At 67.6% G+C, this 25934-nt stretch carries 24 protein-coding genes; 17 read left to right on the top strand and 7 right to left on the bottom strand.

Translation table 11 applies throughout. The features are described from left to right. Positions 1 to 50: 50 nt before the first annotated feature. Positions 51 to 527 carry a bacteriohemerythrin gene (locus E5P3_RS12060; protein WP_162586188.1) on the bottom strand — a complete coding sequence of 159 codons (477 nt, stop codon included), beginning with the start codon at positions 525 to 527 and terminating at the stop codon, positions 51 to 53. A 192-nt stretch (positions 528 to 719) separates the two neighbouring features. Between E5P3_RS12060 and E5P3_RS12055 the strand changes: the two genes are divergently transcribed. The 16 genes from E5P3_RS12055 to E5P3_RS11980 all read left to right on the top strand — a co-directional run bounded on the left by E5P3_RS12055 (position 720) and on the right by E5P3_RS11980 (position 17444). After that, positions 720 to 1028 (top strand): DUF485 domain-containing protein, encoded by a 309-nt coding sequence (locus tag E5P3_RS12055; RefSeq protein ID WP_162586187.1) that lies wholly within the window; start codon positions 720 to 722, stop codon positions 1026 to 1028. Beyond that, positions 1025 to 2752 carry a cation acetate symporter gene (locus E5P3_RS12050; RefSeq protein WP_162586186.1) on the top strand — a complete coding sequence of 576 codons (1728 nt, stop codon included), beginning with the start codon at positions 1025 to 1027 and terminating at the stop codon, positions 2750 to 2752. The genes E5P3_RS12055 and E5P3_RS12050 overlap by 4 nt, the downstream gene beginning before the upstream one ends. 10 nt (positions 2753 to 2762) lie before the next feature. Next, positions 2763 to 3845, top strand: a complete 1083-nt coding sequence (locus E5P3_RS12045; protein ID WP_162586185.1) for a putative nucleotidyltransferase substrate binding domain-containing protein — start codon at positions 2763 to 2765, stop codon at positions 3843 to 3845. Positions 3846 to 3857: 12 nt separating this feature from the next. Then, on the top strand, positions 3858 to 4058 hold the full coding sequence (locus E5P3_RS12040; RefSeq protein WP_162586184.1) for a hypothetical protein: 201 nt from the start codon (positions 3858 to 3860) through the stop codon (positions 4056 to 4058). Positions 4059 to 4065: 7 nt separating this feature from the next. Then, the gene (locus E5P3_RS12035) at positions 4066 to 6837 is read left to right on the top strand and encodes a sensor histidine kinase (RefSeq protein ID WP_162586183.1); all 2772 of its coding nucleotides are present in this window, start codon (positions 4066 to 4068) and stop codon (positions 6835 to 6837) included. Next, on the top strand, positions 6834 to 7202 hold the full coding sequence (locus tag E5P3_RS12030) for a response regulator transcription factor (RefSeq protein WP_162586182.1): 369 nt from the start codon (positions 6834 to 6836) through the stop codon (positions 7200 to 7202). Before E5P3_RS12035 ends, E5P3_RS12030 begins: the two co-directional genes overlap by 4 nt. Continuing rightward, entirely contained in the window at positions 7199 to 9370 is a 2172-nt protein-coding gene (locus E5P3_RS12025) for an exonuclease domain-containing protein (RefSeq protein ID WP_232073106.1), read from the top strand. The genes E5P3_RS12030 and E5P3_RS12025 overlap by 4 nt, the downstream gene beginning before the upstream one ends. Positions 9371 to 9472: 102 nt before the next feature. Continuing rightward, positions 9473 to 10516: an efflux RND transporter periplasmic adaptor subunit gene (locus E5P3_RS12020; protein ID WP_162586181.1), complete on the top strand. Its 1044-nt coding sequence runs from the start codon at positions 9473 to 9475 to the stop codon at positions 10514 to 10516. Positions 10517 to 10520: 4 nt separating this feature from the next. After that, positions 10521 to 11765, top strand: coding sequence for an ABC transporter permease (locus E5P3_RS12015; protein ID WP_162586180.1), 1245 nt, complete (start codon positions 10521 to 10523; stop codon positions 11763 to 11765). Positions 11766 to 11821: 56 nt separating this feature from the next. Continuing rightward, the gene (locus E5P3_RS12010; RefSeq protein ID WP_197893960.1) at positions 11822 to 12541 is read left to right on the top strand and encodes an ABC transporter ATP-binding protein; all 720 of its coding nucleotides are present in this window, start codon (positions 11822 to 11824) and stop codon (positions 12539 to 12541) included. A gap of 106 nt (positions 12542 to 12647) precedes the next feature. Continuing rightward, entirely contained in the window at positions 12648 to 13010 is a 363-nt protein-coding gene (locus tag E5P3_RS12005) for a hypothetical protein (RefSeq protein WP_162586178.1), read from the top strand. 106 nt (positions 13011 to 13116) lie between these two features. After that, complete coding sequence (locus E5P3_RS12000; protein ID WP_232073105.1) at positions 13117 to 13752, top strand: thermostable hemolysin; 636 nt, start codon at positions 13117 to 13119, stop codon at positions 13750 to 13752. Then, positions 13749 to 15170 carry an AMP-binding protein gene (locus E5P3_RS11995; RefSeq protein ID WP_162586177.1) on the top strand — a complete coding sequence of 474 codons (1422 nt, stop codon included), beginning with the start codon at positions 13749 to 13751 and terminating at the stop codon, positions 15168 to 15170. Before E5P3_RS12000 ends, E5P3_RS11995 begins: the two co-directional genes overlap by 4 nt. Before the next feature lie 21 nt (positions 15171 to 15191). Beyond that, the gene (locus tag E5P3_RS11990) at positions 15192 to 15890 is read left to right on the top strand and encodes a TenA family transcriptional regulator (protein WP_162586176.1); all 699 of its coding nucleotides are present in this window, start codon (positions 15192 to 15194) and stop codon (positions 15888 to 15890) included. Next, positions 15887 to 16747: an SDR family oxidoreductase gene (locus E5P3_RS11985; protein WP_162586175.1), complete on the top strand. Its 861-nt coding sequence runs from the start codon at positions 15887 to 15889 to the stop codon at positions 16745 to 16747. The genes E5P3_RS11990 and E5P3_RS11985 overlap by 4 nt, the downstream gene beginning before the upstream one ends. A gap of 64 nt (positions 16748 to 16811) precedes the next feature. Then, entirely contained in the window at positions 16812 to 17444 is a 633-nt protein-coding gene (locus tag E5P3_RS11980) for a tetratricopeptide repeat protein (RefSeq protein ID WP_162586174.1), read from the top strand. Positions 17445 to 17448: 4 nt separating this feature from the next. On the opposite strand, the gene E5P3_RS11975 is transcribed toward E5P3_RS11980, so the two are convergent. The 6 genes from E5P3_RS11975 to E5P3_RS11950 form a co-directional block, all read right to left on the bottom strand. Beyond that, a complete protein-coding gene (locus E5P3_RS11975; protein WP_162586173.1) occupies positions 17449 to 18831 on the bottom strand; it encodes an ATP-binding protein in 1383 nt (460 codons plus the stop codon). Beyond that, on the bottom strand, positions 18828 to 19502 hold the full coding sequence (locus E5P3_RS11970) for a response regulator (protein WP_162586172.1): 675 nt from the start codon (positions 19500 to 19502) through the stop codon (positions 18828 to 18830). Before E5P3_RS11970 ends, E5P3_RS11975 begins: the two co-directional genes overlap by 4 nt. 79 nt (positions 19503 to 19581) lie before the next feature. Then, a complete protein-coding gene (locus tag E5P3_RS11965) occupies positions 19582 to 20412 on the bottom strand; it encodes a universal stress protein (RefSeq protein ID WP_162586171.1) in 831 nt (276 codons plus the stop codon). Positions 20413 to 20518: 106 nt separating this feature from the next. Continuing rightward, positions 20519 to 22219, bottom strand: a complete 1701-nt coding sequence (glgP, locus tag E5P3_RS11960) for an alpha-glucan family phosphorylase (RefSeq protein ID WP_197893959.1) — start codon at positions 22217 to 22219, stop codon at positions 20519 to 20521. Between the two features lie 46 nt (positions 22220 to 22265). Then, entirely contained in the window at positions 22266 to 24884 is a 2619-nt protein-coding gene (gene clpB / locus E5P3_RS11955) for an ATP-dependent chaperone ClpB (RefSeq protein WP_162586169.1), read from the bottom strand. Positions 24885 to 25069: 185 nt separating this feature from the next. Further along, complete coding sequence (locus E5P3_RS11950) at positions 25070 to 25501, bottom strand: cytochrome c (RefSeq protein WP_162586168.1); 432 nt, start codon at positions 25499 to 25501, stop codon at positions 25070 to 25072. 174 nt (positions 25502 to 25675) lie between these two features. Between E5P3_RS11950 and E5P3_RS11945 the strand changes: the two genes are divergently transcribed. Beyond that, entirely contained in the window at positions 25676 to 25867 is a 192-nt protein-coding gene (locus E5P3_RS11945; RefSeq protein WP_162586167.1) for a YgaP family membrane protein, read from the top strand. Positions 25868 to 25934: the final 67 nt, after the last annotated feature.

Here is a 25934-nt window from a genome sequence, read left to right as displayed (position 1 = left end):
GCCTGGCGACATCGAGGAGCACCTGCTCCTGCCACGCCTCGGTCTTGGGTTCAAAGGGAGGAGACGTGTTCGACCGCGCCGCGCAGTGCCGACCACACGGGAGGCGAATCCTTCGCTTGCGGCTCAACGTTCGCCGGCTCGAATCGCGCACCGCGCAGATGGAGGGCGAGCGCTGCATCCATGGTCTGGACATGCTTGACATGCCAGTCCCTCAGTTGACGCGCCATCTCGCGCACCTGCAGCAGCCTTCCTTCCCCGGCCTGCAACGCACCTTCTCGCATCACGCCCAGCACCACGCGGTGCTGGATCGCGTGTTCGTTTCGAGAGGCATGGCTCGTTGCACGCATCCAGACATCCTCGCGCGCGAAATTCTCGGCGGCGCACTCGACCAGTTCGCTCCAGGCTGAGGGCAGCCGGGCGTTGTCGGCCTCGTCGACCCGCGTCAGGAGGCGGATGAACTCTTCACGCGCGCGATCCATGAAAGGCAAGTCGAGCGAAAGCGCGCCGGAGCGATCCAAGGCAGCCATTTGATCTCCTCTGATGTGGAGACACAAGGCTACCGGCGCTGGCGAACAGCACTTTGACATGGCTCAACAGTCGGTCACTCCGGACGGTCGATCCCGGAAACACGAAATTCAAAGACCTTGCGCTAGCGCAAAGGCGCGCACCGCGCCCCAGCTTCCAATGGCGTCGCCAACCCCCTCTTTGAAGGAGATTCCATGGACGACGATCTGGTTCGGCGCATTGCCGGCCATCCCCAATACCAAATGCTCAAGGCGAAGCGCACACGCTTCGGCTGGATCCTCACGCTGCTGATGCTGCTCGTGTACTACGGCTTCGTACTGCTGGTGGCGTTCAACAAGCCCTTCCTCGCGCAACGGATGGGCGACGGCGTGATGACGCTGGGCATTCCGATCGGCTTCGGCGTCATCCTCTTCACCATCGCGATCACCGCCTACTACGTGAGGCGAGCCAACGCCGAGTTCGACACGCTGTCCGACGCGGTGGCGAAGGGGACACTCCGATGAAAGCCCGTTTCCCGAACCCACGCGGCGCGCTGATCCTCGCAAGCCTGCTTGCCGCGTCCGCAGCAGCCTGGGCCGCCGGTGCCGATCTCGGCCAGGCCCAGAAGCAGGCAACCAACTGGACGGCCATCGGCATGTTCGGGGTGTTCGTCATCGGCACGCTGTTCATCACCAAATGGGCAGCGTCCAAGACCAAGTCGGTGGCCGACTTCTACACGGCCGGCGGCGGCATCACCGGCTTCCAGAATGGCCTGGCAATCGCCGGCGACTACATGTCCGCCGCCTCCTTCCTCGGCATTTCCGCGGCCGTGATGGTCGCCGGCTACGACGGGCTGATCTATTCCATCGGCTTCCTGGTCGGCTGGCCGGTCATCACCTTCCTGATGGCGGAGCGGCTGCGCAACCTGGGCAAGTTCACCTTCGCCGATGTCGCGGCGTTCCGCTTCAAGCAGTCGCCGGTTCGCATCTTCGCCGCCTCCGGCACGCTGGTCGTGGTGGCGTTCTACCTGATCGCCCAGATGGTCGGCGCGGGCCAGCTGATCAAGCTGCTGTTCGGCCTCGAGTACTGGATCGCGGTCGTGATCGTCGGCTCGCTGATGATGGTCTATGTCCTGTTCGGGGGCATGACCGCCACCACCTGGGTCCAGATCATCAAGGCCTGCCTGCTGCTGGGCGGCGCCAGCTTCATGGCGCTGTCGGTGCTGTGGCACTTCGGCTTCAGCCCGGAGGCGATGTTCGCCGGGGCGGTGAAGGTCAAGACCGACCTGGCGCTCAAGGACGGCAAGACCGCGCAGGCGGCGGCGGCCATCGGCCAGTCGATCATGGGCCCGGGCAACTTCGTCAAGGACCCGATCTCGGCCATTTCCTTCGGGATGGCGCTGATGTTCGGGACCGCCGGGCTGCCGCACATCCTGATGCGCTTCTTCACCGTGCCCAGCGCCAAGGAAGCCCGCAAATCGGTCATGTGGGCGACCGGGTGGATCGGCTATTTCTACCTGTTGACCTTCATCATCGGATTCGGCGCCATCACCTTCGTGCTCACGAACGCCCAGTTCCTCGACGGCAAGGGCGTGCTGATCGGCGGCGGCAACATGGCGGCCATCCACCTGGCCAATGCGGTGGGTGGCAACGTGTTCCTCGGATTCATCTCCGCGGTCGCCTTCGCGACCATCCTGGCGGTCGTGGCCGGCCTGACGCTGTCGGGTGCCTCGGCAGTCTCGCACGACCTGTATGCGACCGTCGTCAAGAACGGCAAGGCAGACAGTGCGTCCGAACTGCGCGTCTCGCGCATCACCACCGTCGCACTCGGGGCGCTGGCGGTGCTGCTCGGCATCGTGTTCGAGAAGCAGAACATCGCATTCATGGTGTCCCTGGCCTTCGCCATCGCGGCGTCGGCCAACTTCCCCGTGCTGTTCATGTCGGTGCTCTGGAAGGGCTGCACGACGCGCGGCGCGGTGATCGGCGGCTTCCTCGGGCTGATTTCCTCGGTGGCGCTCACGGTGGTCTCTCCGTCCGTATGGGAAGCGACATTGGGCAACCCGCCGGGCTCGGCGTTCTTCCCCTATGCGTCACCCTGCCTATTCTCGATGACGATCGGCTTCCTCGGCATCTGGATCTTCTCGCTGCTGGACAGCAGCAAGCGCGCGGACATCGACAGGGGCGGCTTCCTTGCGCAGCAGGTGCGCTCGGAAACCGGCATCGGAGCCGCCAGCGCCAGCGGGCATTGAGGGTGCCGCCATGCGCAGCGGCGAACCCGGGAGCGTGCCGGAAATGCAACTCCTGGGCGCTGCCGGGCTCGCCTGCGACGACCCGCGAGCCGTGGCGCGTCAAATGGACGACGCTGCCACGGTGGCCGAGCTTGCTGTCGCTGCCGCGCGGGTGGATGCCATAGTCGCGCTGCTGCACGATGGCGGCCTGAAGATCGATCGGATCGCGAAGGTCACCGCAGAGCTCAACGCCTGCCTCTTTCGGCGCATGTGGTCGCTGCTCGCGCCGGCGGAGCTGGTGGCCAACAGCTGCCTGGTGGTCATGGGCAGCGAAGGCCGCGGCGAGCAGCTCCTGAAGACCGATCAGGACAATGCCCTGCTGCTGCGCGACGGCTTCCAGTACCCCGGACTGGAGACTGTCACCGCACAGTTCAGCGCCGGGCTGGCCGAGCTCGGCTATCCGCCCTGCCCCGGCCGCATCATGCTCAGCAACCCGCTCTGGTGCCAGCCGCTGGCGGGCTTCAGGGAGGTGCTGCGGGAGTGGGTCTACGGCGTCCAACCCGAAGGGCCGATGCACCTGGCCATCTTCATCGACAGCCTGGCAGTCGCCGGCGACGCCAGCCTGCTCGCGCAGGCGCGCGATCACCTCGACCGGATCCTCGATCGCACCGATGTCTTCTTCGCGCGCTTTGCCAGCGCGATCGAGCTGTTCGATCCGCATCCCAACTGGTGGCACCGCCTTGTCGCGCGCGACCAGGACGAGGCGCTGGACCTCAAGAAGCTCGGCACCTTTCCGATCGTCCACGGCGTCAGGGCGCTTGCGTTGCAGCAGCGCCTGCGCGACACGGGCACGGCACAGCGCTTGCGCCTGCTGGTCGAACAGCAGCAGATCGAGCCTGGCCTCGCGCGCGATGTGCTCGATGCGCTGCACTGGCTCATGGCGCTCAAGCTCACGGGTCAACTGCGACGCAAGCAAGGCGGACAGGTGCCTGACAATTGCGTGCGTCCGTCGGAGCTCGGCACGCTGGAACGAGACACGCTGCGCAGCGCGCTGGGTATCGTGCGGCGCTTCCGCGGCGAGATCCAGCAGCGCTTCCGCCTCGATGCCCTCTGAGGGCAGGAACGCATGTCCGAAAGCTCGAAGCCCCAACGCCTGGTCGGCCTGTTCGCGCTCGGGTGGCTGTTGTTCAATGTCCCGCTGCTCACGCTCTGGGACCGTGCGGTCATGGTCTGGGGACTGCCGCTGATGCCGATCGCGCTCTTCGGCGGGTGGGCCTGCCTGATCGCGCTCGCCGCATGGGCGGCCGAGTCGTCCGGCGAGCCCTGAGAAGGACATGCAGGCAGCACCCCTCGTCATTGCGGCCGCCTTCGGCTACCTGGCGGTGCTGTTCGCGATCGCGCACGTCGGCGACCGCCGGGCCCGCGAAGGGCGCTCGCTCATCGGCAGCCCCTGGATCTACACCCTCTCGATGGGCGTCTACTGCACAGCCTGGACCTATTTCGGCAGCATCGGCCGAGCAGCTTCGTCCGGACTCTGGTTCCTGCCGATCTATCTCGGTCCGACGCTGGGGATGCTGATGGCCTGGACCGTGCTGCGCAAGATGATCCGCATCTCACGCAGCCAGCGCATCACCTCCATCGCCGACTTCATTGCCAGCAGGCACGGCAAGAGTCCGCTGCTGGCCATGCTGGTCACGCTGATCGCCGTGGTGGGCATCCTTCCCTACATAGCGCTCCAGCTGAAGGCGATCGCAAGCGGCTACGCGCTGCTCGCCGACGCGCCCGCGCGGCCGCTGGCCTGGTGGAGCGACAGCACGCTGTACATCGCCCTGGTGCTGGCCGGCTTCACGGTGGCCTTCGGCGCACGCCATCTCGACACCACGGAGCGTCACGAGGGCATGGTCGCGGCCATCGCCTTCGAGTCGCTGGTGAAGCTGATCGCATTCATTGCCGTCGGGGCCTTCGTCACCTGGGGCCTCTTCGACGGGCCGAGCGACCTGTTCGGCCGCGCCGCCGCCCAGCCCGAGCTTGCGCGGCTGCTCACCCTTGGGAGCGACTCCGGCGGCGCGCCCGGGGCCGGCGGGTTCGCGGGCGGCCAGTGGTTCGCGCTGACACTGCTCGCCATGTTCTCGGTGTTCTTCCTGCCACGCCAATTCCAGATGATGGTGGTGGAGAACGTCGACGAGCGCCACGTGCGACGCGCCACCTGGGCTTTTCCGCTGTACCTGCTGCTGATCAACCTGTTCGTGCTGCCGATCGCCATCGGCGGGCTGCTGCACTTCCAGGGCGGCAGCGAGAACCCGGAGACCTTCGTACTCTCGCTGCCGCTGGCCGCCGGCCAGCCCGGCCTGGCGCTCGCCGCATTCATCGGTGGGCTCTCGGCGGCCACGGGGATGGTGATCGTCGAGGCGATCGCGATCTCCACCATGGTCTGCAACGACCTCGTGATGCCGCTGCTGCTGCGCGCGGGCCTGCGCACTGCGCGGGACCTCGGCGGCGTGCTGCTGGGCGTCCGGCGCACGGTGATCGTCGTGCTCCTCTTGCTCGGCTACTTCTACTACCGTATCGCAGGCGAGGACTATGCGCTGGTGAGCATCGGGCTGATCAGCTTTGCCGCGGTGGCGCAGTTCGCGCCTTCCATGCTCGCGGGGATGTACTGGAAAGGAGGCACCCGCGATGGCGCGCTGGCAGGCCTGGGCGCTGGCTTCCTGCTATGGGCCTGGACGCTGATGCTGCCCTCGATCGCGAAGTCGGGCTGGATCGCGGCACGCTTTGTCGACGAAGGGCCTTTCGGCATTGCATGGCTGCGGCCTGAACGTCTGCTGGGTCTTGCCGGCCTGGACAACCTGACGCACGCGCTGTTCTGGAGCCTCTTGGCCAACACGACGCTGTACTTCGGCGTCTCGCTCCTGCAGCGGCCCTCGGCGCGCGAAGCAAGCCAGGCGCTGACCTTCGTGGATGCGCTCCAGCGCACCGCCGATCCTGCGGCCGATGCCGGCCCGGTGTTCTGGCGCGGCACCGCGAAACTCGCCGACCTGCGCCAGCTGGCCACCCGCTTCCTGGGCGCAGAAGCCACCGGACGGCTGCTGGACGAGTACGCGCGGCGAACCGGAGCGCCGGCGCCGGACCCGATCGCCGCCGATGCACGGCTGGTGCAGTTCGTCGAGCGCCAGCTTGCCGGCGCCATTGGCGGGTCGTCGGCCCGACTGATGGTGGCCTCGGTCGTGCAGGAGGAGGACCTGCAGCTGCACGACGTGATGAGCATCCTGGACGAGGCCTCGCGCGAGGCGGCCGCGCTGCGCGCGCACTCGCAGGCTTTGGAGGAGAAATCGCTTTCCCTGGAGCGCGCGACAGCCGAGCTGAGCCAGCTCAACGAGCAGCTCAAGGGCCTGGACCGGCTCAAGGACGACTTCATGTCCTCGGTGACGCACGAGCTGCGCACGCCGCTGACCTCCATACGCGCGCTGGCCGAGCTGATGCTCGACGACCCCGGCATGGACGCCGCGCAGCGCCAGCAGTTCCTGGGCCTGGTCGTCGCCGAGACCGAACGGCTGACGCGGCTGGTCAACCAGGTATTGGACATGGCCAAGATCGAAGCCGGCGCCGCCGAGTGGCGCACCACGGAGGTCGACCTGTGCGCACTCGCTCGGCAGGCAGTCCAGACGACACAGGAGCTCTTCCGCGAGCGCGGCGCGACCGTGTCGCTGCGCCTGCCTGCGGCACTGCCGCCGCTGCAAGCCGACCCGGACCGCATGATGCAGGTGCTGGTCAACCTCCTGTCGAACGCGGCCAAGTTCGTGCCGCCTGGCTCCGGGCATGCCGAGCTGTGTCTGCGGGCGGAAGGCGACCGCGTGGTGTGCTCCGTGCGCGACAACGGCCCGGGGGTGCCGCCCGGGCAGCGCGAGCTGGTGTTCGAGAAGTTCCGCCAGGGCGGCGACGCTGCGAACCGGCCGCAGGGCACCGGGCTGGGCCTGCCCATCAGTCGCCGCATCGTCGAGCACTACGGAGGCCGGATGTGGCTCGATCCGGCATCCGGCCAGGGCGCATGCTTCGGCTTCGAGCTTCCACTGCGGCACGAGACCGCGCAACCGGAGACAGACCCATGAATTCCAAGGTGCTGATCGCGGACGACGAGCCCAACATCGTCATTTCTCTCGAGTTCCTGATGAAGCGCGAAGGTTATGACGTGAGCATCGCGCGCGATGGGCAGCAGGCGCTGGACGCCATCCGCACGCTGAGGCCCGACCTCGTGCTGCTGGATGTGATGATGCCGGTCAAGTCCGGCATCGAGGTGCTCCAGGCGGTGCGCGCCGACGAGGCATTCGCCGGGACCCGCATTCTCATGCTCACCGCCAAGGGCCGGGAGACCGACATCGCCAAGGGCCTGGCCCTGGGCGCCGATGCGTACATGACGAAGCCCTTCTCGACGCGCGAGCTGGCCGAGCGCGTACGCCGGATGCTGTCCCCGTGAAACCCGCTGCGCGCCAGCTCGCGGCCGTGCTGGGGCCTGGTGCCGTGCTGGCGCTCGCCGGCCTGGGGCTCGGTGCCATGCTGGCGGCCACGCTGAGCCCAGCCGAGCGCGAAACGTTGGGCGCGGTGCTGGGGCCGCGCGCCGCGCTGCTGCTGCTGGGCTGGGCGGTGCTGGCCCTCGCGTTGGGGGCGCTGGGCCATCGTGCTCATGCTTTCTGGGTGAAGCAGCCGGCCCGCGTGGCCGAGGCCGCCCAGGCGCTGCTGGTCGCCGATGATGCCGGGAATGGGCAGCCGGTACTTGCGACGGCGGCATGCCCTGCCGGCACCCGGGCCCTGGCCGACGTTGCCGAGCGGCTCGCTCGCGAGCGCAATGCGCTTCGCGACGACATCGCCGCCAAGGTGCAGGAAGGCGCACGCGGTATCGAACACGAGCGCAGCCGTCTGGCGGCGTTGATGTCGGAGCTCACGCAGAGCGTGATCGTGTGCAATCTCGATGGCCGCATCCTGCTCTACAACCCGCGCGCGCGGCTGCAGTTCCGCGCGCTGTCTCCGGCCGCCGGCGCAGAGCTCGTAGGGCTGGGGCGCTCGATCTATGCCGTGTTCGATCGTCAGCTCGTCGCCCACGCGCTGGAGAGCATCCAGCAGCGCCTGGAGCGCGGCGCCGCCCAGCCAGCGGCCCAGTTCGTCACCAGCTCCCGCGCCGGTCAGCTGCTGCGCGTGCAGATGGCGCCGGTGCGGGATCCGTCCGCTGCGCCGGGGAACACCGCGCAGCTGTCCGGCTTCGTGCTGATGCTGCACAACATCACGCGCGAGTTCGAGCAGGATTCGGAGCGGGACCGCCTCATGCACGCGCTCACCGAAGGCAGCCGTTCGTCGCTGGGCAGCCTGCAGGCGGCGGTGGACATGCTGGAGCTGCCCGACCTGGAAGCGCCCGCGCGCGAGCGCTTCCTGAACGTGGTGCGCGAGGAGGTGCGCACCATGACCGGGCGCATCCAGGCGATCGCGGCGAGCGCCGGCAAAGACTTGAAGACGCGCTGGCCGCTCGAGGAGATGCTCGGTGCGGACCTGCTGCATGCCGCCCTGCGGCACATCGAGGCACGCACTCCGATGCGCGCCAGCGCCTCCGAGGTCGATGCGGGCCTGTGGCTGAGGGTCGACAGCTATGCGCTGCTGCAGGCGCTGGCTTCGCTGGCGACGCGCCTGTCCGAGGAGTTCGCCGTCAGGCGCGTTCAGCTGCGCCTACAGCGCGACGGCGAGCGCGCCCACCTCGACCTGGTCTGGCAGGGTGCGCCGATCAGCACCGAGACAGCCATCGGCTGGGAGTCGAGTCCCATGACGGTGGGCGACGAAGCCAGTCTGCTGTCAGTGCGCGACGTGGTCGAGCGCCACGGCGGCGCATTCTGGTTCCAGCGCGAGCGCGCGCGGCAGGAGGCGTTCTTCCGCTTCCTGTTGCCTCTGACCCAGCCCCAGGAGCAACTGGAGGCCGCGTCGGTGCTGCGCAGCGGCAGCCGGCCCGAGTACTACGATTTCGACCTGTTCGGCAGCGGTGCGCAAACCCACGAGCTCGGCGGCCGGCGGCTGGTCGACCTGGCCTACACCGTGTTCGACACCGAGACCACCGGGCTCGACCCTTCGCAAGGCGACGAGATCCTGCAGATCGGCGCTGCGCGCATCGTCAACGGCAAGGTGCTGCGCCAGGAGTGCTTCGAGCAGCTGGTCGATCCGGGCCGCGGCATCCCCGCGGCAGGCATTCCGATCCATGGCATCACGCCCGAGCTGGTGGCGGGCCAGCCGAGCATCGGCGAGGTGTTGCCGGCCTTCCATGCCTTCGCGAGCGACACGGTGCTGGTGGCCCACAACGCCGCCTTCGACATGCGCTTCCTGCAGTTGAAGGAAGCTGCCACCGGGCTGCGCTTCGACCAGCCGGTGCTGGACACGCTGCTGCTGTCGGCAGTGGCCAGTCCACAGCAGGCGTCGCACGAGCTGGAGGCGATCGCCGAGCGCCTCGGCATCCCGGTGCTTGGCCGCCACACCGCCCTGGGCGATGCGCTGCTGACGGCGGAGGTGTTCCTGCGGCTGATCCCGCTGCTCGCGATCCAGGGGATCCATACGCTGGACCAGGCGCGCGAGGCCGCGCAGCGCACCTGGTACGCGCGCTTGAGCTATTGAGGCTCGCCCGGAAGAAGGACTTGACCTGGATCAACCGGCGAGGTGCCCGCTTCGCCGATAACAGGCTTCACTCATGCGGAAAGAACGCGCTTGAAACCAAGGATGCTCATCCTCCTCGGCCTCGGCCTGCTGGCGGTGCCGGCCATCGCCGTTGTCTGGTGGCAATGGCCGGTGCGCGTGCAGACCACGCTGCCGACGCGGGGTCCGGCCATCGAGGCGGTATACGCCACCGGCACGGTCGAGCCGACTGTCATGGTGCCCGTGGCGCCGCGGGCCGGCGGCCGGCTGCTGTCGGTCGATGCGGAAGAAGGCCGGCAGGTCAAGCGGGGCCAGGTGCTGGCGCGCATCGAGTCGAGCGACCTCGACCAGACCGTCCAGGAGATGCGCGCGCGGGAACAGCTGGCGCGGGTCCAGTTCGAGCGCACCCGCTCCCTGGTGGAGCAACACTTCGTCGCACCGGCCGAGCTCGATCGCACACGCATGGAGTGGCAGGCGGCCGAGGCTGCAGTGCGCCGGGCACAGGCGCAGCGAGACTACACCCAGCTCGTAGCGCCTGCCGACGGCATCGTCCTGCGCCGCGACGGCGAGGCGGGCCAGTTCGTGCCTGCAGGCCAGACCGTGTTCGCGCTGGCATGCTGCGCCCCGCTGAGGGTGACGGCCGAGGTCGACGAAGAGGACATCGCCCGAGTCATGGTCGGTCAGACCGTCATGATGCGCAGCGACGCCCTGCCCCAGCGGCTCTACGAGGGGCGGGTGGCCGAAATCACTCCCAAGGGCGATCCCGTTTCGCGCAGCTACCGGGTACGGGTGCGCCTGATCGACGCCCCGCCCATCGATGCGGGGCCGATGCGAAGCGGCATGACCATGGACACCAACGTGATCGTCTCGCGGCGCGAGGGTGCACTGCTGTTGCCCAACCGCGCACTCCAGCGTGATCGCGTGTGGCTGCTGGCCAGCGGGCGGCTGAACCGGCGCTCCGTGGTCAAGGGCATCGTCGGGGCCGAGCGCACCGAGATCGCGTCGGGGCTCGCCGATGGCGACGTGGTGGTGCTCTCTCCATCCGACGCCCTGCGCGACGGGCAGCGCGCGCACGGCGTACTTGCCCCACCGGATTCTCCTGCCGCCGCTGCGCTGGCCAGCGAGTGACGACATGGCGATCGCACTCGACATCGCGCTGGCACACCTGACGACCCGCAAGCGGCAAACGCTCGTGTCGCTCACGGGCGTGGTGCTTGGCGTCGCCTTCTTCCTGGCGGTCTCGGGCCTGATGCGCGGGTCGCAAGAGGACTTCGTCAAGCGCCTCGTGGACAGCAGTCCCCACATCACGGTCTACGACGACGTTCGGCAAGGCCGCGCACAGCCGGCCGCGCAGCGCTGGCCCGAGGGCGCAGTCCACCTCAGCAATGTGCGCCCGCTGCGCGAGACAAGGGGCATACGCGGCTGGTCGCAACGGCTTGCCTTCATCGAGACGCTGCCGGGCGTGCGCGCTGCACCGGTGCTCGCCGACGCTGCCGTGCTCACCTTCGCAGGGCGTCAGCAGGGGGTCACCCTGTCGGGCGTCGTGCCCGAAAAGATGAAACACGTGACGACCATCGAAGAGAAGCTGCAGGCAGGCTCGCTCGACGCGCTCGCAGCCGACCCCAACGGCATCCTGGTCGGCCGCGGACTTGCCGACAAGTTCAGCCTGCGCCTGGGAAGCACGCTGCTCGTGCTGGCCGCCGACGGCACCAGCCGGTCCTTGCGCGTGGTTGGCATCTTCCGCACCGGGAACGCCAGCTACGACGAAGCCCAGGCCTTCGTGCTGCTGAAGCGGGCGCAAGCGCTGCTGGGCCGGGAGAACCGGGTCAACCGAGTGATCATCCAGCTCGCCGATCCGTACGAGGCGCAGCGCACGGCGCGGGACATCGAGGCGGCCACGGGCTACAAGGCGGTGTCGTGGATCGAAGCTTCCGAGGACCTGCTGAGCCTGCTGCTGGTGCGCAACATCATCATGTACAGCGTCGTGGCGGCGATCCTCGTGGTGGCCGCGTTCGGCATCTACAACACCATCTCGACCATCGTGATGGAGAAGACGCGGGACATCGCGATCATGAAGTCGATGGGCTTCCATCCGCGCGACCTGCGACGGATCTTTCTTCTGGAAGGCCTCATCGTCGGCCTCATCGGCAGCGCCGTGGGCGAGCTGCTCGGCCTGGCGCTGATGCACATGCTCTCGCAGGTCGAAATTCGCCCGCCCGGCGTCACGGAGCTTGTCCGCCTGCCGATGTCCTGGGGTGCCCAACAGCATGCAATGGCCGCCGGCTTCGCGATGCTCTCCTGCCTGGCGGCCTCATACCTGCCCGCGCGGCGCGCAGGCAGTGTGCGACCGGTCGACATCCTGCGGGGCGCGGCATGAGACGCACGGCCGCTCCGAAGGCGGATAGCACCGCAGCCGAAGGCGAAGGTGCTCCAGTGAGCAGCGCCGAGCCGGGCGCCGGGCCGGTGATTCGCGTCGAACACGTGACCCGCACGCTCGAGGGCGAGGTTCCGGTCACCCTGGTCGAAGACGTGAGCCTCGAGATCGACCGCGGCGAGTTCGTCTGCGTGATGGGGCCCTCGGGCTCCGGCAAGTCCTCGCTGCTCTACCTGCTCGGCCTGCTCGACGTGCCCACGCAAGGACGCATCTGGATCGACGGGCAGGACACGAGCGCCTTCGACGAGGATCGGCTCGCCGATTTTCGGCTCGCGCGGCTGGGGTACGTCTTCCAGTTTCACTTCCTGCTGCCGGAGTTCAGTGCACTCGACAACGTGTCGCTGCCGATCCGCAAGCTCGGACGCCTCTCGGACCGGGAGGCCGTGGCTCGCGCCTCCGAGCTCCTGGACCAGTTCGGGCTGGAGGGCCACCACCGCAAGAAGCCCAGCCAGCTGTCCGGTGGCCAGCGCCAGCGCGTCGCCATTGCCAGGGCGCTGGCGAACGATCCGCTCGTGATCCTCGCCGACGAGCCGACAGGCAACCTCGACTCGGTCGCCAGCACCAACGTACGCGACATTCTTCGGAGCCTGACCCGCGAGCTTCACAAGAGCGTGGTGGCGGTTACGCACGACACGGACTTCGCCTCGGTCGCGGATCGCCGCATCGGCATCGTCGACGGCCGCATCGACATGGCATGGCGGCCCAATCCGGGCGTGTGACGGCGCGCCGGCTCCGGCGGGACGACCGACGCAGTCAGTCGGGGCTTGATCTTCATCAACGTCCACCCCGCTCGAGGATCTCATACTGACGCAAAGGAGCTCGATGATGAAAACCACCCTTCTTGTCGCTGCGGCGATCGCGCTCGGCGGCTGCGCATCCGGGCCTGCCATGCATCACTCCGGCGCGTGGCAGGATCCGGCCCATCGTTACGACCACCAGATGACAAGGATGCGCGACGCGCACCAGAAGATGATGGCCGCGAAGACACCCGAAGAACGGCAGGCCTTGATGGCCGAGCACATGCAGGCCATGCACGGCGGCATGTCGATGATGTGCGAAATGGGCGGCCCCGGGATGGGCCCCCAGGGAGGCGGCCCGGCCGACAGAGCGAAGCGCTGCATGGAGATGAGGGACATGGCAACGGAGATGATGCGGGATCGCGAGGCACCGAGAGGGCCCGCACGATGACGACGGCGGTCCAGCCAGCAAAGAGCGCAGCTTAAGGAGCCGTTCATCGAACGCCGTGAACATGGATGCTTGAGCCCACTTCAGTGGGCCTGCATCTGGAGCGAATATGTTCATGGCCTCGTCCGTCCACAAGGACGGCGGTGTGTCGTCGGCGCGCGCCCATCTGGCGCCCGCGCGAACACCCTTTGAGATTCATCCCTACGGGGATCCTCGTCGGACGCAAGTCGAGGAATTCATCACGCAGGTCTACGCGAGACGCTTCGGCGCCCACGTCACGCACTTCGCACCCGTGCTGGTGAGTCTGCACGACCGTGCCGGCACGCTCGTCGCCGCGGCCGGCTACCGCCACGCCGCGCAGGGCCCCTTGTTCCTGGAGCGCTATCTCGATGCGCCGGTGGAACGCGTTCTCGCACGGCATGACAATCCGCGGGCCGCGCGTTCGGACATCGTCGAAGTCGGCCATCTGGCCGCCGGACGTGCTGGCGAAGGCCGCCGCCTGATCTATCTGCTGGGGCCGTACCTGGCCTCGCAAGGCTTCCAGTGGGTGGTTGGCACGCTGACGCAGGAGCTGCGGCAACTGTTCGTCCGGATCGGCGTTGCGCCATTGGAACTCGGCCAAGCCGACTCGGCGGCGCTCGGTCCGGATGCCAAGGACTGGGGCAGCTATTACGAGCATGGGCCGCTGGTGCTCGCAGGACATCTTCCGGATGCACTGCGCCGACTGGGCAAGCGCACCGCATGACAGCGCTGGACAATGGGCGGCGCACCTGGAGCGCCGCAGACCTCGACACAGCGGCGCGCTCCCTTGCACACAAGCTCACGGCGCAGGGCACGCGGGTGCTGGCCACGCTGATGGACAACACCCCCGCCTGGGTGGTGGCCGACCTTGCTTGTGCACAGGCGCAGGTGGTACACGTGCCGCTGCCGCTCTTCTTCAGTGCCGAGCAGCTCTCCCACGTGCTCGGCACCGCGGGCATCGATACGCTGCTGACCTTGGGCGCGTTGGCAGCTCGCTGGCCCTCGGCACCTTCGAGCGCCATCGACATCGCCGACGAACCGCTCGTCATGGTCAGGCTGCCTTTCCGGGCGCCGCCGATGCCGCCGGGGACGGCCAAGATCACCTTCACCTCGGGCACCACCGGCGTACCGAAGGGGGTCTGTCTCAGCGCAGACAGCATGCAGCGCGTTGCCAACGGGCTGGTGCAGGCGCTCGACCCGCTGGACATCCGGCGCCATCTGTGCGCACTGCCATTCGCCGTGCTGCTCGAGAACATCGCGGGGCTGATGGCGCCGCTTGCGCGCGGGGCAACCTGCATCGTCCTGCCACTCAAGGAACTCGGCCTCGAGGGCTCATCCAGTTTCGACGCCACGCGTTTCCATTCGATGGTGCAGCGACACCAGCCCAACAGCATCATCCTGCTGCCGCAGATGCTGCGGGCCTGGGTCCATCATCTGCTCGAGGCCCGTGAGCGCGCCCCGGCCTCGCTGCGCATGGTGGCCGTCGGCGGCGCCGCGGTCGGATCGCGCCTGCTGGCCGCAGCGCGTTCGGTTGGCCTTCCGGCTTACGAAGGCTACGGATTGTCCGAAGGCGCGTCGGTACAGACGCTCAACCTGCCGGGCGCCGAGCGCGACGGAAGCGCCGGGCGCGCGCTGCCGCACGCGCGGCTGCGCATCGCGGCGGACGGGGAGATCGAAATCGCGGGCAGCCTGTTCTCGGGCTATCTCGGCGACCCGACCCCTACGCCGGCCTGGTGGCCCACGGGCGACCTCGGCAGCATCGACGAGGATGGGTTCGTGTCCGTGCGCGGGCGAAAGAAGCTGGTCCTCATCACCTCCTTCGGACGCAATGTTTCGCCCGAGTGGATCGAGACCCAACTGCGCGACGAGGCCGCCATCGGCCAAGCCGTCGTCCTCGGAGACGGGCAAGCCACGCTCAGTTCCGTCTTGTGGCCCTTGCGGGCCGAAACCACCGACGCCGATCTGCAGGCGGCCGTGGATGCCGCGAATGCACGTCTTCCCGACTATGCGCGCGTGCACCGCTGGACGCGCGGGCGCGCCCCTTTCGATGCCGCTTCCGGCATGGCGACGCCCAACGGGCGCCCGCAACGCGCCGCCATCCTGACGGCGCATGCCGATGCGCTTGGCATTCCCTCGACTTGAATCATCCCGCCCGGAGCTCCCATGAGTTTTTACGAAACCCTGCTCAAGCAAACCGACGACGCCCGCTCTGGCCTGCTGACAGCCCCCATCATCCAGGGCTGCCTGCGTGGCGAAGTCTCGCTCCCCAGCTACGTCGCCTTCCTGCGCGAGGCGTACCACCACGTGCGCCATACCGTGCCGCTGCTGCGGGCTTGCAAGGCGGCGCTTCCCGAACGCCATGCCTGGCTGCGCGGTCCGCTCGACGAATACATCGAGGAAGAGCAAGGCCATGACGGCTGGATCCTCGATGACATCCGGGCCTGCGGCGGTGATGCCGACGCCGTTCGCGAAGGGATGCCCGGCCATGCTGCCGAAGTCATGGTGGCCTACGCGTACGACATGATCGCGAGGCGCAATCCACTAGGCTTCTTCGGCATGGTGCACGTGCTGGAAGGCACCAGCGTCTCGCTGGCACTGCTGGCCGCCGACCAGATCCAGCAGTCCCTGGCCCTTCCCGACGGTGCCTTCAGCTACCTGCGCTCGCACGGCACGCTGGACCAGGAGCACACGGCGCATTTTGCGATGCTCATGAATGTCATCGAGGACCCCCGGGACCAGGCGGACATCGTCCACGCAGCCCGCGCCTTCTTCCGGCTCTACGGCGACGTGTTCCGCGACCTGCCTTTGCCGCAAGCGACCCGCGAGGCCTCGAGCCGGTCGGGCATGGGAGTCGCTTCGTGAAGGCCGCCGAGGCACGCGTCCTGCTGACGGGCGCCTACGGCGGTATCGGCGAGGCAGCCGCCACAGTCCTCCTGCAGGCCGGAGCCGCGCTGATGCTGTCGGGACGCTCGCCGGCCAAGCTGGCAGCCCAGTCGCGGGCGCTGATGGGTCGCTCGACTTTCCATCCGCCACGTGTCGAGTGGCACTCCGCGGACCTCACCAGCGCCGCGGACCTGACCGGCCTGGCGAAAGCCGCGCGTGCCTGGGGATGCAACGTGATCGTCCACGCGGCCGGCCTTGCCAGCTTCGGACACCTCGAGACGGCGACACCGGAAAGCATGGCGCGCGTGGTGCAGACGAACCTGTTGGCGCCGATGCTGCTGACGCGCGCCCTGCTGCCCCATCTGCGCCACCTGCCCCGTGCCCAGGTGATCTGCGTAGGCTCGGCATTGGGAGGCATCGGGCTGCCCGGCTACAGCATCTACAGCGCGAGCAAGTTCGGCCTGCGCGGCTTCGCGCAAGCACTGCGCCGCGAGCTGGCGGACAGCACGGTGCTGGTGCAGTACGTAGGCCCGCGCACCACGCGAACCACCTTCAACAGCCGGGAAGTGGAGGCCTACAACCGCGCCACCGGAAGCGCGGTGGACGACCCTGCCGTCGTGGCTCGGTCGATGCTCAAGATGCTCGAGGAAGAAGCACCGGAGCGCTTCCTCGGCTATCCAGAGAAGCTCGCGGTACGCATCAACGGCCTGGCTCCGGCGCTGCTCGACGGTGCCTTCGCCAAGCATCGCCGCAGCCTGCCGGTATTGCCGCAGGAACCCTCCGATGGGGCCGGGGGTACCACGACCCGCACCGATTCCTTCACTGTCAATCCATGAGGCTTGTGCCATGACCAACCGATCCGAACACCCATCGCCCACCCCATTGCCTCGACGACGCTGCATGAGCGCCCTGCTCGCCGCCGCCGCACTCGCCGGCCTGCCGCGCCTTGCCGGTGCCGCTGCGGTGGAAGAGTCCATCGCCGAACTGCAGCGGGACTGGGAAGTCATTCGCTACCAGACCCCGCCCGCCGAGCGCGAAAAGCGCTTCGAGGCACTTGCCGCCAAGGCGCGCAAGGTCAGCGAGGCGTATCCGGACCGCAGCGAACCCCTGGTGTGGGAAGGCATCATCGTCAGCTCGTGGGCGGGCGAAAAGGGCGGGCTCGGGGCGCTGGGCCTGGTCAAGCAGGCCAAGGCGCTGTACGAGGAAGCCATCCGCATCAACGGCGACGTGCTCGATGGCTCGGCCTACAACAGCCTCGGCGTTCTCTACTACAAAGTGCCGGGCTGGCCGGTCGGATTCGGCGACAAGGCGAAGGCCAGGGAGCTCCTGCAGAGGGCGCTGTCGCTCAATCCCAAGGGCATCGACCCCAACTTCTTCTATGGCGAGTACCTGCTCGAGACCAAGCAGCCCGATCAGGCTGTAGCCTATCTGGAGCGCGCGATTCAGGCACCACCGCGCCCGGGGCGGCAGGTGGCCGACGCCGGGCGCCGCGAGGAGGCACGGGCGCTGCTCGACAAGGCGAAGGCCAGGTAGGCCATCAGCGCGGTGGGGCGGCGAAGCGCACGACGACGCGCACGCCCTGCCCGTTCGAGCAGGTTTCGAAGGCCACCTCCAGCCCGTGCAGCTCGGCGACGCGACGGGCGATGGAAACGCCCAGGCCGCTGCCGCTCTCGCGCTGACCGACCGGGCGGTAGTAGCGCTCCCCCAGCCGGGCCAATTGCTCCTCGCCGAGGGGCGGTCCTTCGTTCTCCACTTCCAGTTGCTCCTCGCCGATGCGCAGCGTCACCGTGCTTCCGCTCGGGGCGTAGCGCACGGCGTTGTCGAGCAGATTGCGCAGCAGAGCAACGAGCAGGTGCTCGTCCCCGAGCAATGGCATGGGGTACCTGTCAGCAGGTGGCCATTCGCACGCCAGTTCGATCCTGCGGCGCTCCGCAAGGGCGAGGCATTCATTCACCGCCTCCTCGACCACGATCGGCCAACGGACCTCCGTCTTCGGCTTGGGCATGTTGCCGGCTTCCAGGCGGGAGAGCGCCAGCATTTGCGCAACGAGCCGTCCCATCCGCTCCATGCCGGCAGTGAACTTGGCTTCGGCCTCGTCGCGCTCCGGCCCGATGGCCGCACGACGGACCACATCCCACTGGACCCGCAGGATCGCCAGCGGCGTGCGCAGCTCATGCGCGGCATCGGCCGTGAAACGGCGCTCCCGTGCCAGCAACGCCTCGATGCGCGCGAACAGGCCGTTCATGGCGCCGACCAAGGGCTTCAACTCGGCCGGGGTCGAATGGGTGGGGACAGATTCCAGATCGTCGGCGCCACGCCCCTGGAGGTCGGTGGTCAGCTGACGCAGGGGTTCCAGGGCCCGGCGAACCGCCCAGTTCATGGTGAGCAGCAGCACGGGCAGCACGAGAAGCCAGGGGATCACCTGGCTTGCCGTCAGGCCGAAGACCAGCTCGTCACGTTCGTAGATCTTCTGCCCGGCAGCCACCAGCCATTCGCCGTTGACCGACTGGAGGTAGTACACGCGCCAACTCTCGTCACCGATCTTCTCGTCGACAAAACCCGAACGGTCCTGCCGACGGGGCAGCTCCGCCCCTTCCCGGTCGGCCAGCAACAGCCGGCCCTGCCCGTCCCAGACCGCGACGGCCAGGTCGCGCAAGTCGGATTCGCCGGCTGCCTGGCTCCCTGGCCCCGGCGGCGCCGGCAGTGCATCTGCGCCCATCACCTTGGTGTCGCTGAGCGTCACTTGCACTTGGCGCGCGAGGCGGATCAGCTCCGTGTCGAAGAGCTCGTTGACCTCGTGGCGGGCCCGGTCGACGGAGACGATCAGCGCCACGGCCCACACGAGCGGCGCGCATATCAGCAGATAAAGCACAAGCCTGCGCTGAAGGCTGCGCGGCTCTCGCGCCTTCCGCTCGCTCATGCCGAGGGCTCTCCGGAGCCGAGCGCATAGCCGATGCCCCGGACGGTGCGGACGATCCGGGGGTCGATCTTGCGCCTCAGGCGATGGATGTGCACCTCGAGGGTGTTGCTTTCCGGTTCGCCGCCACTCCAGTCGTAGAGCTTCTCCTGCAGGTGAGCCTTGGACAACACCCGCTGCGAATCCGCAAGCAGCGCCTCCAGCAACGCCATCTCGCGCCCCGTGAGGTCCACTTGCTGTCCCTTCCAGCGCACCACCTTGGCGGCGGGGTCGTATTCGAGCGCGCCGTGCTGCCACACCGATTGCGCCTGGCCCGACGAACGGCGCACCAGGGCGCGAAGCCGCGCCGCGAGCTCGTCGATGGTGATCGGCTTGATCAGGTAATCATCCGCTCCTGCATCAAGGCCGGCGATGCGCTGCTCCACGGCATCGCGCGCCGTCAGGATCAGCATGGGCAGCTTCAAGCCGCGTCCACGCCAGCGGGAAAGCCATTGCATGCCGTCGCCGCCCGGCAGACCCAGGTCCAGCACCACTGCGTCGTAGGGCGCGGTCGAAAGCGCGGCGTCTGCGAGAACCCCGTCGCCGAACCAATCGACGGCATGACCGAGCTGGCGCAAGCCCGTTGCGACTGCGTCGCCCAGCAAGGTGTCGTCCTCCACGATCAGGATGCGCATTGAGGGGGTCTCGCAATCGTCCGTCTGGCGTGGCCGATTATGCGCACGTCCGCCGGGGTTGGTCCCCGCGGGAGAGAGATCAATGGGCGATCAGCACCGGCACTGTCATGTGGGCAAGAACCTCGCGCGTGACGCCGCCCAGCACCCTCTCGCGCAGACGCGAGTGCCCGTATCCACCCATCACGACCAGATCGGCACCGAGGTCGGAGACTCGCGAAAGCAACGCGTCCGAAGTGTCGATCTCCGTGACGTGCTGCTCAACTGTCGCCTCCACGCCATGACGCTGCAGCCAGCGGGTCATGTCCGGGATCAGCAGCGCATCCTCCTGGCTCGACGCCGTGCGCCGGAACGAAGCAAGGGTGACCCGGCGCGCATGGGCCAGCAGCGGCAAGGCCTCGCGCATTGCCACTGCGGCGGCGCGCGACCCGTCCCATGCCAGCAGGACGTCCTGCCCCACCTGCTCGAAGTTGCCGGCGTAGGGCACCACGAGCACCGGCCGGCCCACGTCGAGCATCACCTGGGCCACGAGTCCGCGCACCGGCACATCCGACTCGCTCGCGCGGTCCTCCTGCCCGACGACGACAAGGTCGCTCGACCGGCCGTGCGCGACGAGCGAGCCGATGGTGGTGCCGTCGGTCTCACGGACCTCATGCGAGATCTGCCCCATCCTGGCCCTGAAGCCCTCAGCGATGCCTTGCGCACGCTGCTGCAAGTATCGAGCGGATTCTGCGATGTAGTCGGTCATGCCCGTGGGAAGCGCGTCTGCTGGAACCGTGCCCTCCAGCAAGCCGCTGGGCAGCAGCCCGATCAGATGAGCGCCCTGCGTCCGCGCGATGGCGCGCGCGAGGTCGACGCGGGCGCTGCACCTGTCCGCGTGGTCCAGGTGAACGAGGATGGTCTTGATGTTCATGGCTCGGGTCCTCTTCAAGTGTGCATCGGCAGAATGGCGCGATACATCGATCTTCGCGTGCAGAGCATTCGACGGCCTTGATGTTCATCAATGCCGGGGGCGCGGCTCAGCGCAGGTAGGTCTCTGCGGCATAGCGGCGCAACATCCGGTGGCTGTTGAAGTAGGAGGCGTTGAGCGAGATGGCGCCTTTCATCACCTTTGTCCACCCGGCGGCATCGTTGTAGAAGAGCGGAAGCACCACGTTCTCCAGCTGGCCAAAAAGAGAACTCGCGTCGCCCGCCACGTCATCCGGGTTGCCGTCGCGTCCGATGGCCCATCCTGTCACGCCTTCTATCCATCCTTCGAGCCACCAGCCGTCCAGTACGCTCAGATTGGGCACGCCGTTCAAGGCTGCCTTCATGCCGCTGGTTCCAGAGGCTTCGAGCGGGCGCTGCGGCGTGTTCAGCCAGACATCGACGCCGGATACGAGCAAACGTGCGATGCGCACGTCGTAGTCGGGAAGAAACACCACAGGGACAGCGCCCTCCAGCTGGCGCGCGTACTCGTGCAGGCGCTCCACCAACTGCTTCCCGCCGCTGTCGCGAGGATGGGCCTTGCCTGCAAGCACGATCTGGAATGGATTGCGCCGGGCGATCTCGCGCAGGCGGTCGAGGTCCGAGAACAGCAGGTCCGGTCGCTTGTAGGGGGTCATTCGCCGCCCGAAGCCGATGGTTGCCACCGCGGCGTCGGGCGCGCGCCCGCCCAGCCTGACGATCTCCTCGGCAAGTGCAGCCTTGGCATCGGCGTGGGCCTTTCGAACCTCCTCGTCGGCAATCTCGTTCGCGCGCATCAGGAGCTCTGGTTCATGGCACCAGGGCGGAATGCATCTGTCGTAGAGCTGCCGGAAGCTGTCGCAGGCCCATGTCCACGGATGCACCCCATTGGTGATGGCACGGATCTCATAGCCTGGGAACATGCGGCGGGAGACCTCCGCGTGCCGCCCGGCGACGCCGTTGACATGCTCGCTCAGGTTCAACGCCAACCTCGTCATGTTGAGCCGGTCTGCGCCCGCGAGCGCCCTCAGCTGGGCACCGTCGACGAAGTCGCCGAGCAACGGCTGGGCGAGCGCGTACGGAAACTGGTCGTGGCCGGCCTCCACGGGGGTATGGGTGGTGAACACGCAGCGGCTCCGCACGGCCGCAGTGTCGTAACGCAAAGCGCCGCTGCCCGCTTCCTGGGGCGTATGAGCATGACGCCGCAGCAGCTCCAGCGTGAGGAACGCGGCGTGCCCCTCATTGAGGTGGTACTTGAGCACCTTCACGCCGAGAGCGGCGAGCATCCGCGCCCCACCGATGCCGAGCACGATCTCCTGCTTCACACGATACGCATCGTCGCCGCCGTAGAGATGGTGCGTGATCTCGCGGTCCTCGGGGCTGTTGTCGGCCAGGTCGGTATCGAGGAGGATGACAGGGATCACACCGCCGCAATGGCCCTCCACCCGGTGCAGCCAAGCGCCGATCCAGACGTCATGGCCGCCGATCGACAGCGCCACTCTGGCCGGCAAGCGTTGACACCACTTCTCCGGCTGCCAGGCATCGGGGTTTTCGACCTGCGCTCCGTCGATGATCTCCTGGCGGAAATAGCCGGCCCGGCTGACCAGGGTGACGCCGACCATCGGGAGATCGAGGTCCGCCGCGCTGCGCATCGTATCTCCCGCCAGGACGCCGAGGCCGCCGCTGTAGGTCGGCATGTTTTCGTTCAGCGCGAACTCCATCGAGAAATACGCGATGCGGGGCTCCTGGAGGAAACCTTCGAACGCCACTGTCATGTGCATCTCCTGGATCTGGCGGGCTGTTCATGGGAGCCGCCTGCGCTCAGGCAGCGTGGACTTCCAGTTCCTGATCGTTCGAGAAGATGAACTTGCCGGGAGCCCGGATCGGATCGGTGGTGACCACGATCGTGTCCTTCGGCCCGAAGCTGCCGTCGAGCAGCAGCTTGGACAGCGGGTTCTCGATGCGATGCTGGATCGCCCGCTTGAGCGGCCGCGCACCGAACACCGGGTCGAAGCCGACCTTGGCGATCTCCGCCAGCGCCGCCGGCGACACCTCCAGCGCCAGGTCCATCTTCGCCAGGCGCTGCTGCAGCACCTTCAGCTGGATCGCCGCGATCGCCTCGATGTTCTTCGCGTCCAGCGCATGGAAGACCACCGTCTCGTCGATGCGGTTGAGGAACTCGGGGCGGAAGTAGTTCTTCAACTCGTCCCACACCGCGTCCTTGATCTCCTCGGCCGGCCGCCCCACCATCGACTGGATGATGGGCGAGCCGATGTTGCTGGTCATCACGATCACCGTGTTCTTGAAGTTCACGGTGCGCCCCTGCCCGTCGGTCAGGCGGCCATCGTCGAGCACCTGCAGCAGCACGTTGAACACGTCCGGATGCGCCTTCTCGACCTCGTCGAGCAAGAGCACGCTGTAGGGCTTGCGCCGCACCGCCTCGGTGAGGTAGCCGCCCTCCTCGTAGCCGACGTAGCCGGGCGGCGCACCGATCAGGCGCGCCACCGAATGCTTCTCCATGAACTCGCTCATGTCGACGCGAATGAGGTGATCCTCGCTGTCGAACAGGAAGCCCGCCAGCGCCTTGCACAGCTCGGTCTTGCCCACGCCCGTGGGGCCCAGGAAGAGGAAGGAGCCGGTGGGGCGGTTGGGGTCCGCCAGGCCCGAGCGCGAGCGGCGGATGGCGTTGGCGACAGCGCCGATGGCCTCGTCCTGGCCGACCACGCGCTCGTGCAGCTTGTCCTCCATCTGCAGCAGCTTGTCGCGCTCGCCCTGCATGAGCTTGGAGACGGGGATGCCGGTGGCGCGCGCCACGACTTCGGCAATCTCCTCGGCGCCGACCTGGGTGCGCAAGAGCGTGGGGGCGCTGGACTTGCCCTTGGTGGCCTCGGTGTCCTGGGCCTCCTTGAGGCGCTTTTCCAGGCCGGGCAGCTTGCCGTACTGCAGCTCGGCAACCTTGTTGAAGTCGCCCTTGCTGGTGAATTCGGCGATCTGGAACTTGATCTTGTCGATCTCCTCGCGGATCTGCGCGCTGCCCTGGGCCTGGGCCTTCTCGGCCTGCCAGATCTCGTCGAGGTCGGCGAGCTCCTTCTGCACGCGGGCGATGTCCTCCTCGATGAGGCCCAGGCGCTTCTGGGAGGCCTCGTCCTTCTCGCGGCGCACGGCCTCGCGCTCGATCTTGAGCTGGATGAGGCGGCGGTCGAGGCGGTCCATGACCTCGGGCTTGGAGTCCATCTCGATCTTGATCTTGGCGGCGGCCTCGTCGATGAGGTCGATGGCCTTGTCGGGCAGGAAGCGGTCGGTGATGTAGCGGTCGGAGAGCTCGGCGGCAGCGACGATGGCAGGGTCGGTGATGTCGACGCCGTGGTGGACTTCGTATTTCTCCTGCAGGCCGCGCAGGATGGCAATGGTGGCCTCGACGCTGGGCTCGCCCACGAGGATCTTCTGGAAGCGGCGCTCCAGGGCAGCGTCCTTCTCGATGTATTTGCGGTACTCGTCGAGGGTGGTGGCGCCCACGCAGTGGAGCTCGCCGCGCGCAAGGGCGGGCTTGAGCATGTTGCCGGCGTCCATGGCGCCCTCGGCCTTGCCGGCGCCGACCATGGTGTGGAGCTCGTCGATGAAGACGATGGTGCGGCCCTCGTCCTTGGCAAGTTCGTTGAGGACGCTCTTGAGGCGCTCCTCGAATTCGCCGCGGTACTTGGCACCGGCAAGCAGTGCGGCCATGTCCAGGGAGAGGACTCGCTTGCCCTTGAGGGACTCGGGGACCTCGCCGGCGATGATGCGCTGGGCGAGGCCTTCGACGATGGCGGTCTTGCCGACGCCAGGCTCGCCGATGAGCACGGGGTTGTTCTTGGTGCGGCGCTGCAGGACCTGGATGGCGCGGCGGATTTCCTCGTCGCGGCCGATGACGGGGTCGAGCTTGCCCAGGCGCGCGCGCTCGGTGAGGTCGAGGGTGTATTTCTTGAGGGATTCGCGCTGGCCTTCGGCCTCGGGGCTGTCGACGCCCTGGCCGCCGCGCACGGCTTCGATGGCCGCTTCGAGGGACTTGCGCGTGGCGCCGTGGCTGCGCGCAAGGTTACCGATCTCGGCCTTGCTGTCGGCCAGGGCCAGCAGGAAGAGCTCGCTGGCGATGAACTGGTCGTTGCGCTTGATGGATTCCTTCTCGGTGGCCTGCAGCAGCTTGGCCAGCTCGGGTCCGACCTGGACCTGGTCGTGGCCCTGGACCTGCGGCAGCCGCTTGATGGCCGCCTCGGCCGCGTTCAGCAGGCCCGGCACGTTGGCGCCGGCACGCTCCAGCAATGCACGCGGGCCCTCGCCCTGGCGCAGCATGGCCACCAGCAGGTGGACCGGCTCGATGTAGGCGTTGTCGTTGCCCAGCGCGAGCGACTGCGCATCGGCGAGGGCTTCCTGGAACTTGGTGGTGAGTTTGTCTTGGCGCATGAATGACTCCGGTTTCCCGGGCATCTAGGAGGTATCCCGGCGACGGCTACGAGTCTGCGCCGATGAATACTTGAACCATCTGATCGAGATCAACTCGCAGGCAGCCCTTTCCTGCCCGCTTCCGGAGAGCCTTGCGCATCGACCACCGCTCTGCCCTGCCGTTCGTGCCGGGCGACGCGTGCGCGTCAGCGCCGAGGTCCGCCGCTCTCGCTGTCCCCTGTAGCGGGCGGCCGCAGGTTCTCGCCCGCCGGCATCCGGCGTTGCTCCTGGCTTTGGCTTCGGCCTTCCCAGCGTGACGCAAATCCGCCCAAGCCCGCCGGCGTGGTTGCTGGCGGAAATCGGTAGAACTCGTCGTTGAGATATCTCGCGACTTCGGCCACGTCATCGTCGTTCCAACCCAGCGCTGCGTCCGTTTGCCAGCGCCAGACCTGAGCCCTGAGGCTGGTCCAGTCGGTGACGAGCTTTCTCTCTCGCCAATGAACCTGCGCGGTATGGCACGCGATGCAGTGCGTGGAATACAGCAGCTCGCCGCGAGACTGTGCCAGGACCGGGAGGGACAGGGAGGCACCCAGCAACATGGCTGTCGTGACGCCCGCAAGAATCAGTTCGCGTGCCATGTGAGTTTCTCCTGCAGCATGTGGTGACGATGCTAGGCACAGCATCTGCTGTGACGGTTGACCTGCATCAAGCTTTCCTGCACGCCGCATCGGCACCAAAGCTTGATCTACCGCAATAGCGCCACACGCGCCAGAAAGCACCATGCGGGTATTCAATGCCGAAAGGAATCCAACATGATGCGCAACGTGGGAACCATCGACAGGGTGATCCGCGTCACCATGGGCGCCGTGCTCTGCGCGCTGGCCCTGGCGAGTGTGATCGGCCCCTGGGGCTATCTCGGCCTCATCCTGTTGCTGACCGGGGTCTTCGGCAAGTGCCCTGCCTATACGCTCTTCGGCGTCAGCACTTGTCCGTCGCATGGGTGAGGGCGCCGTGCAGAGGCTTCGGATCATCGCGGCATCGCTGGCGCTGCTGGGCGCCGCGGTGCTTTGG

Source organism: Variovorax sp. RA8 (genome assembly GCF_901827175.1).
Lineage (GTDB): Bacteria > Pseudomonadota > Gammaproteobacteria > Burkholderiales > Burkholderiaceae_C > Variovorax.
Note: the sequence above shows the minus strand (reverse complement) of the source record. Positions and strands in the feature narration are given on the sequence as shown.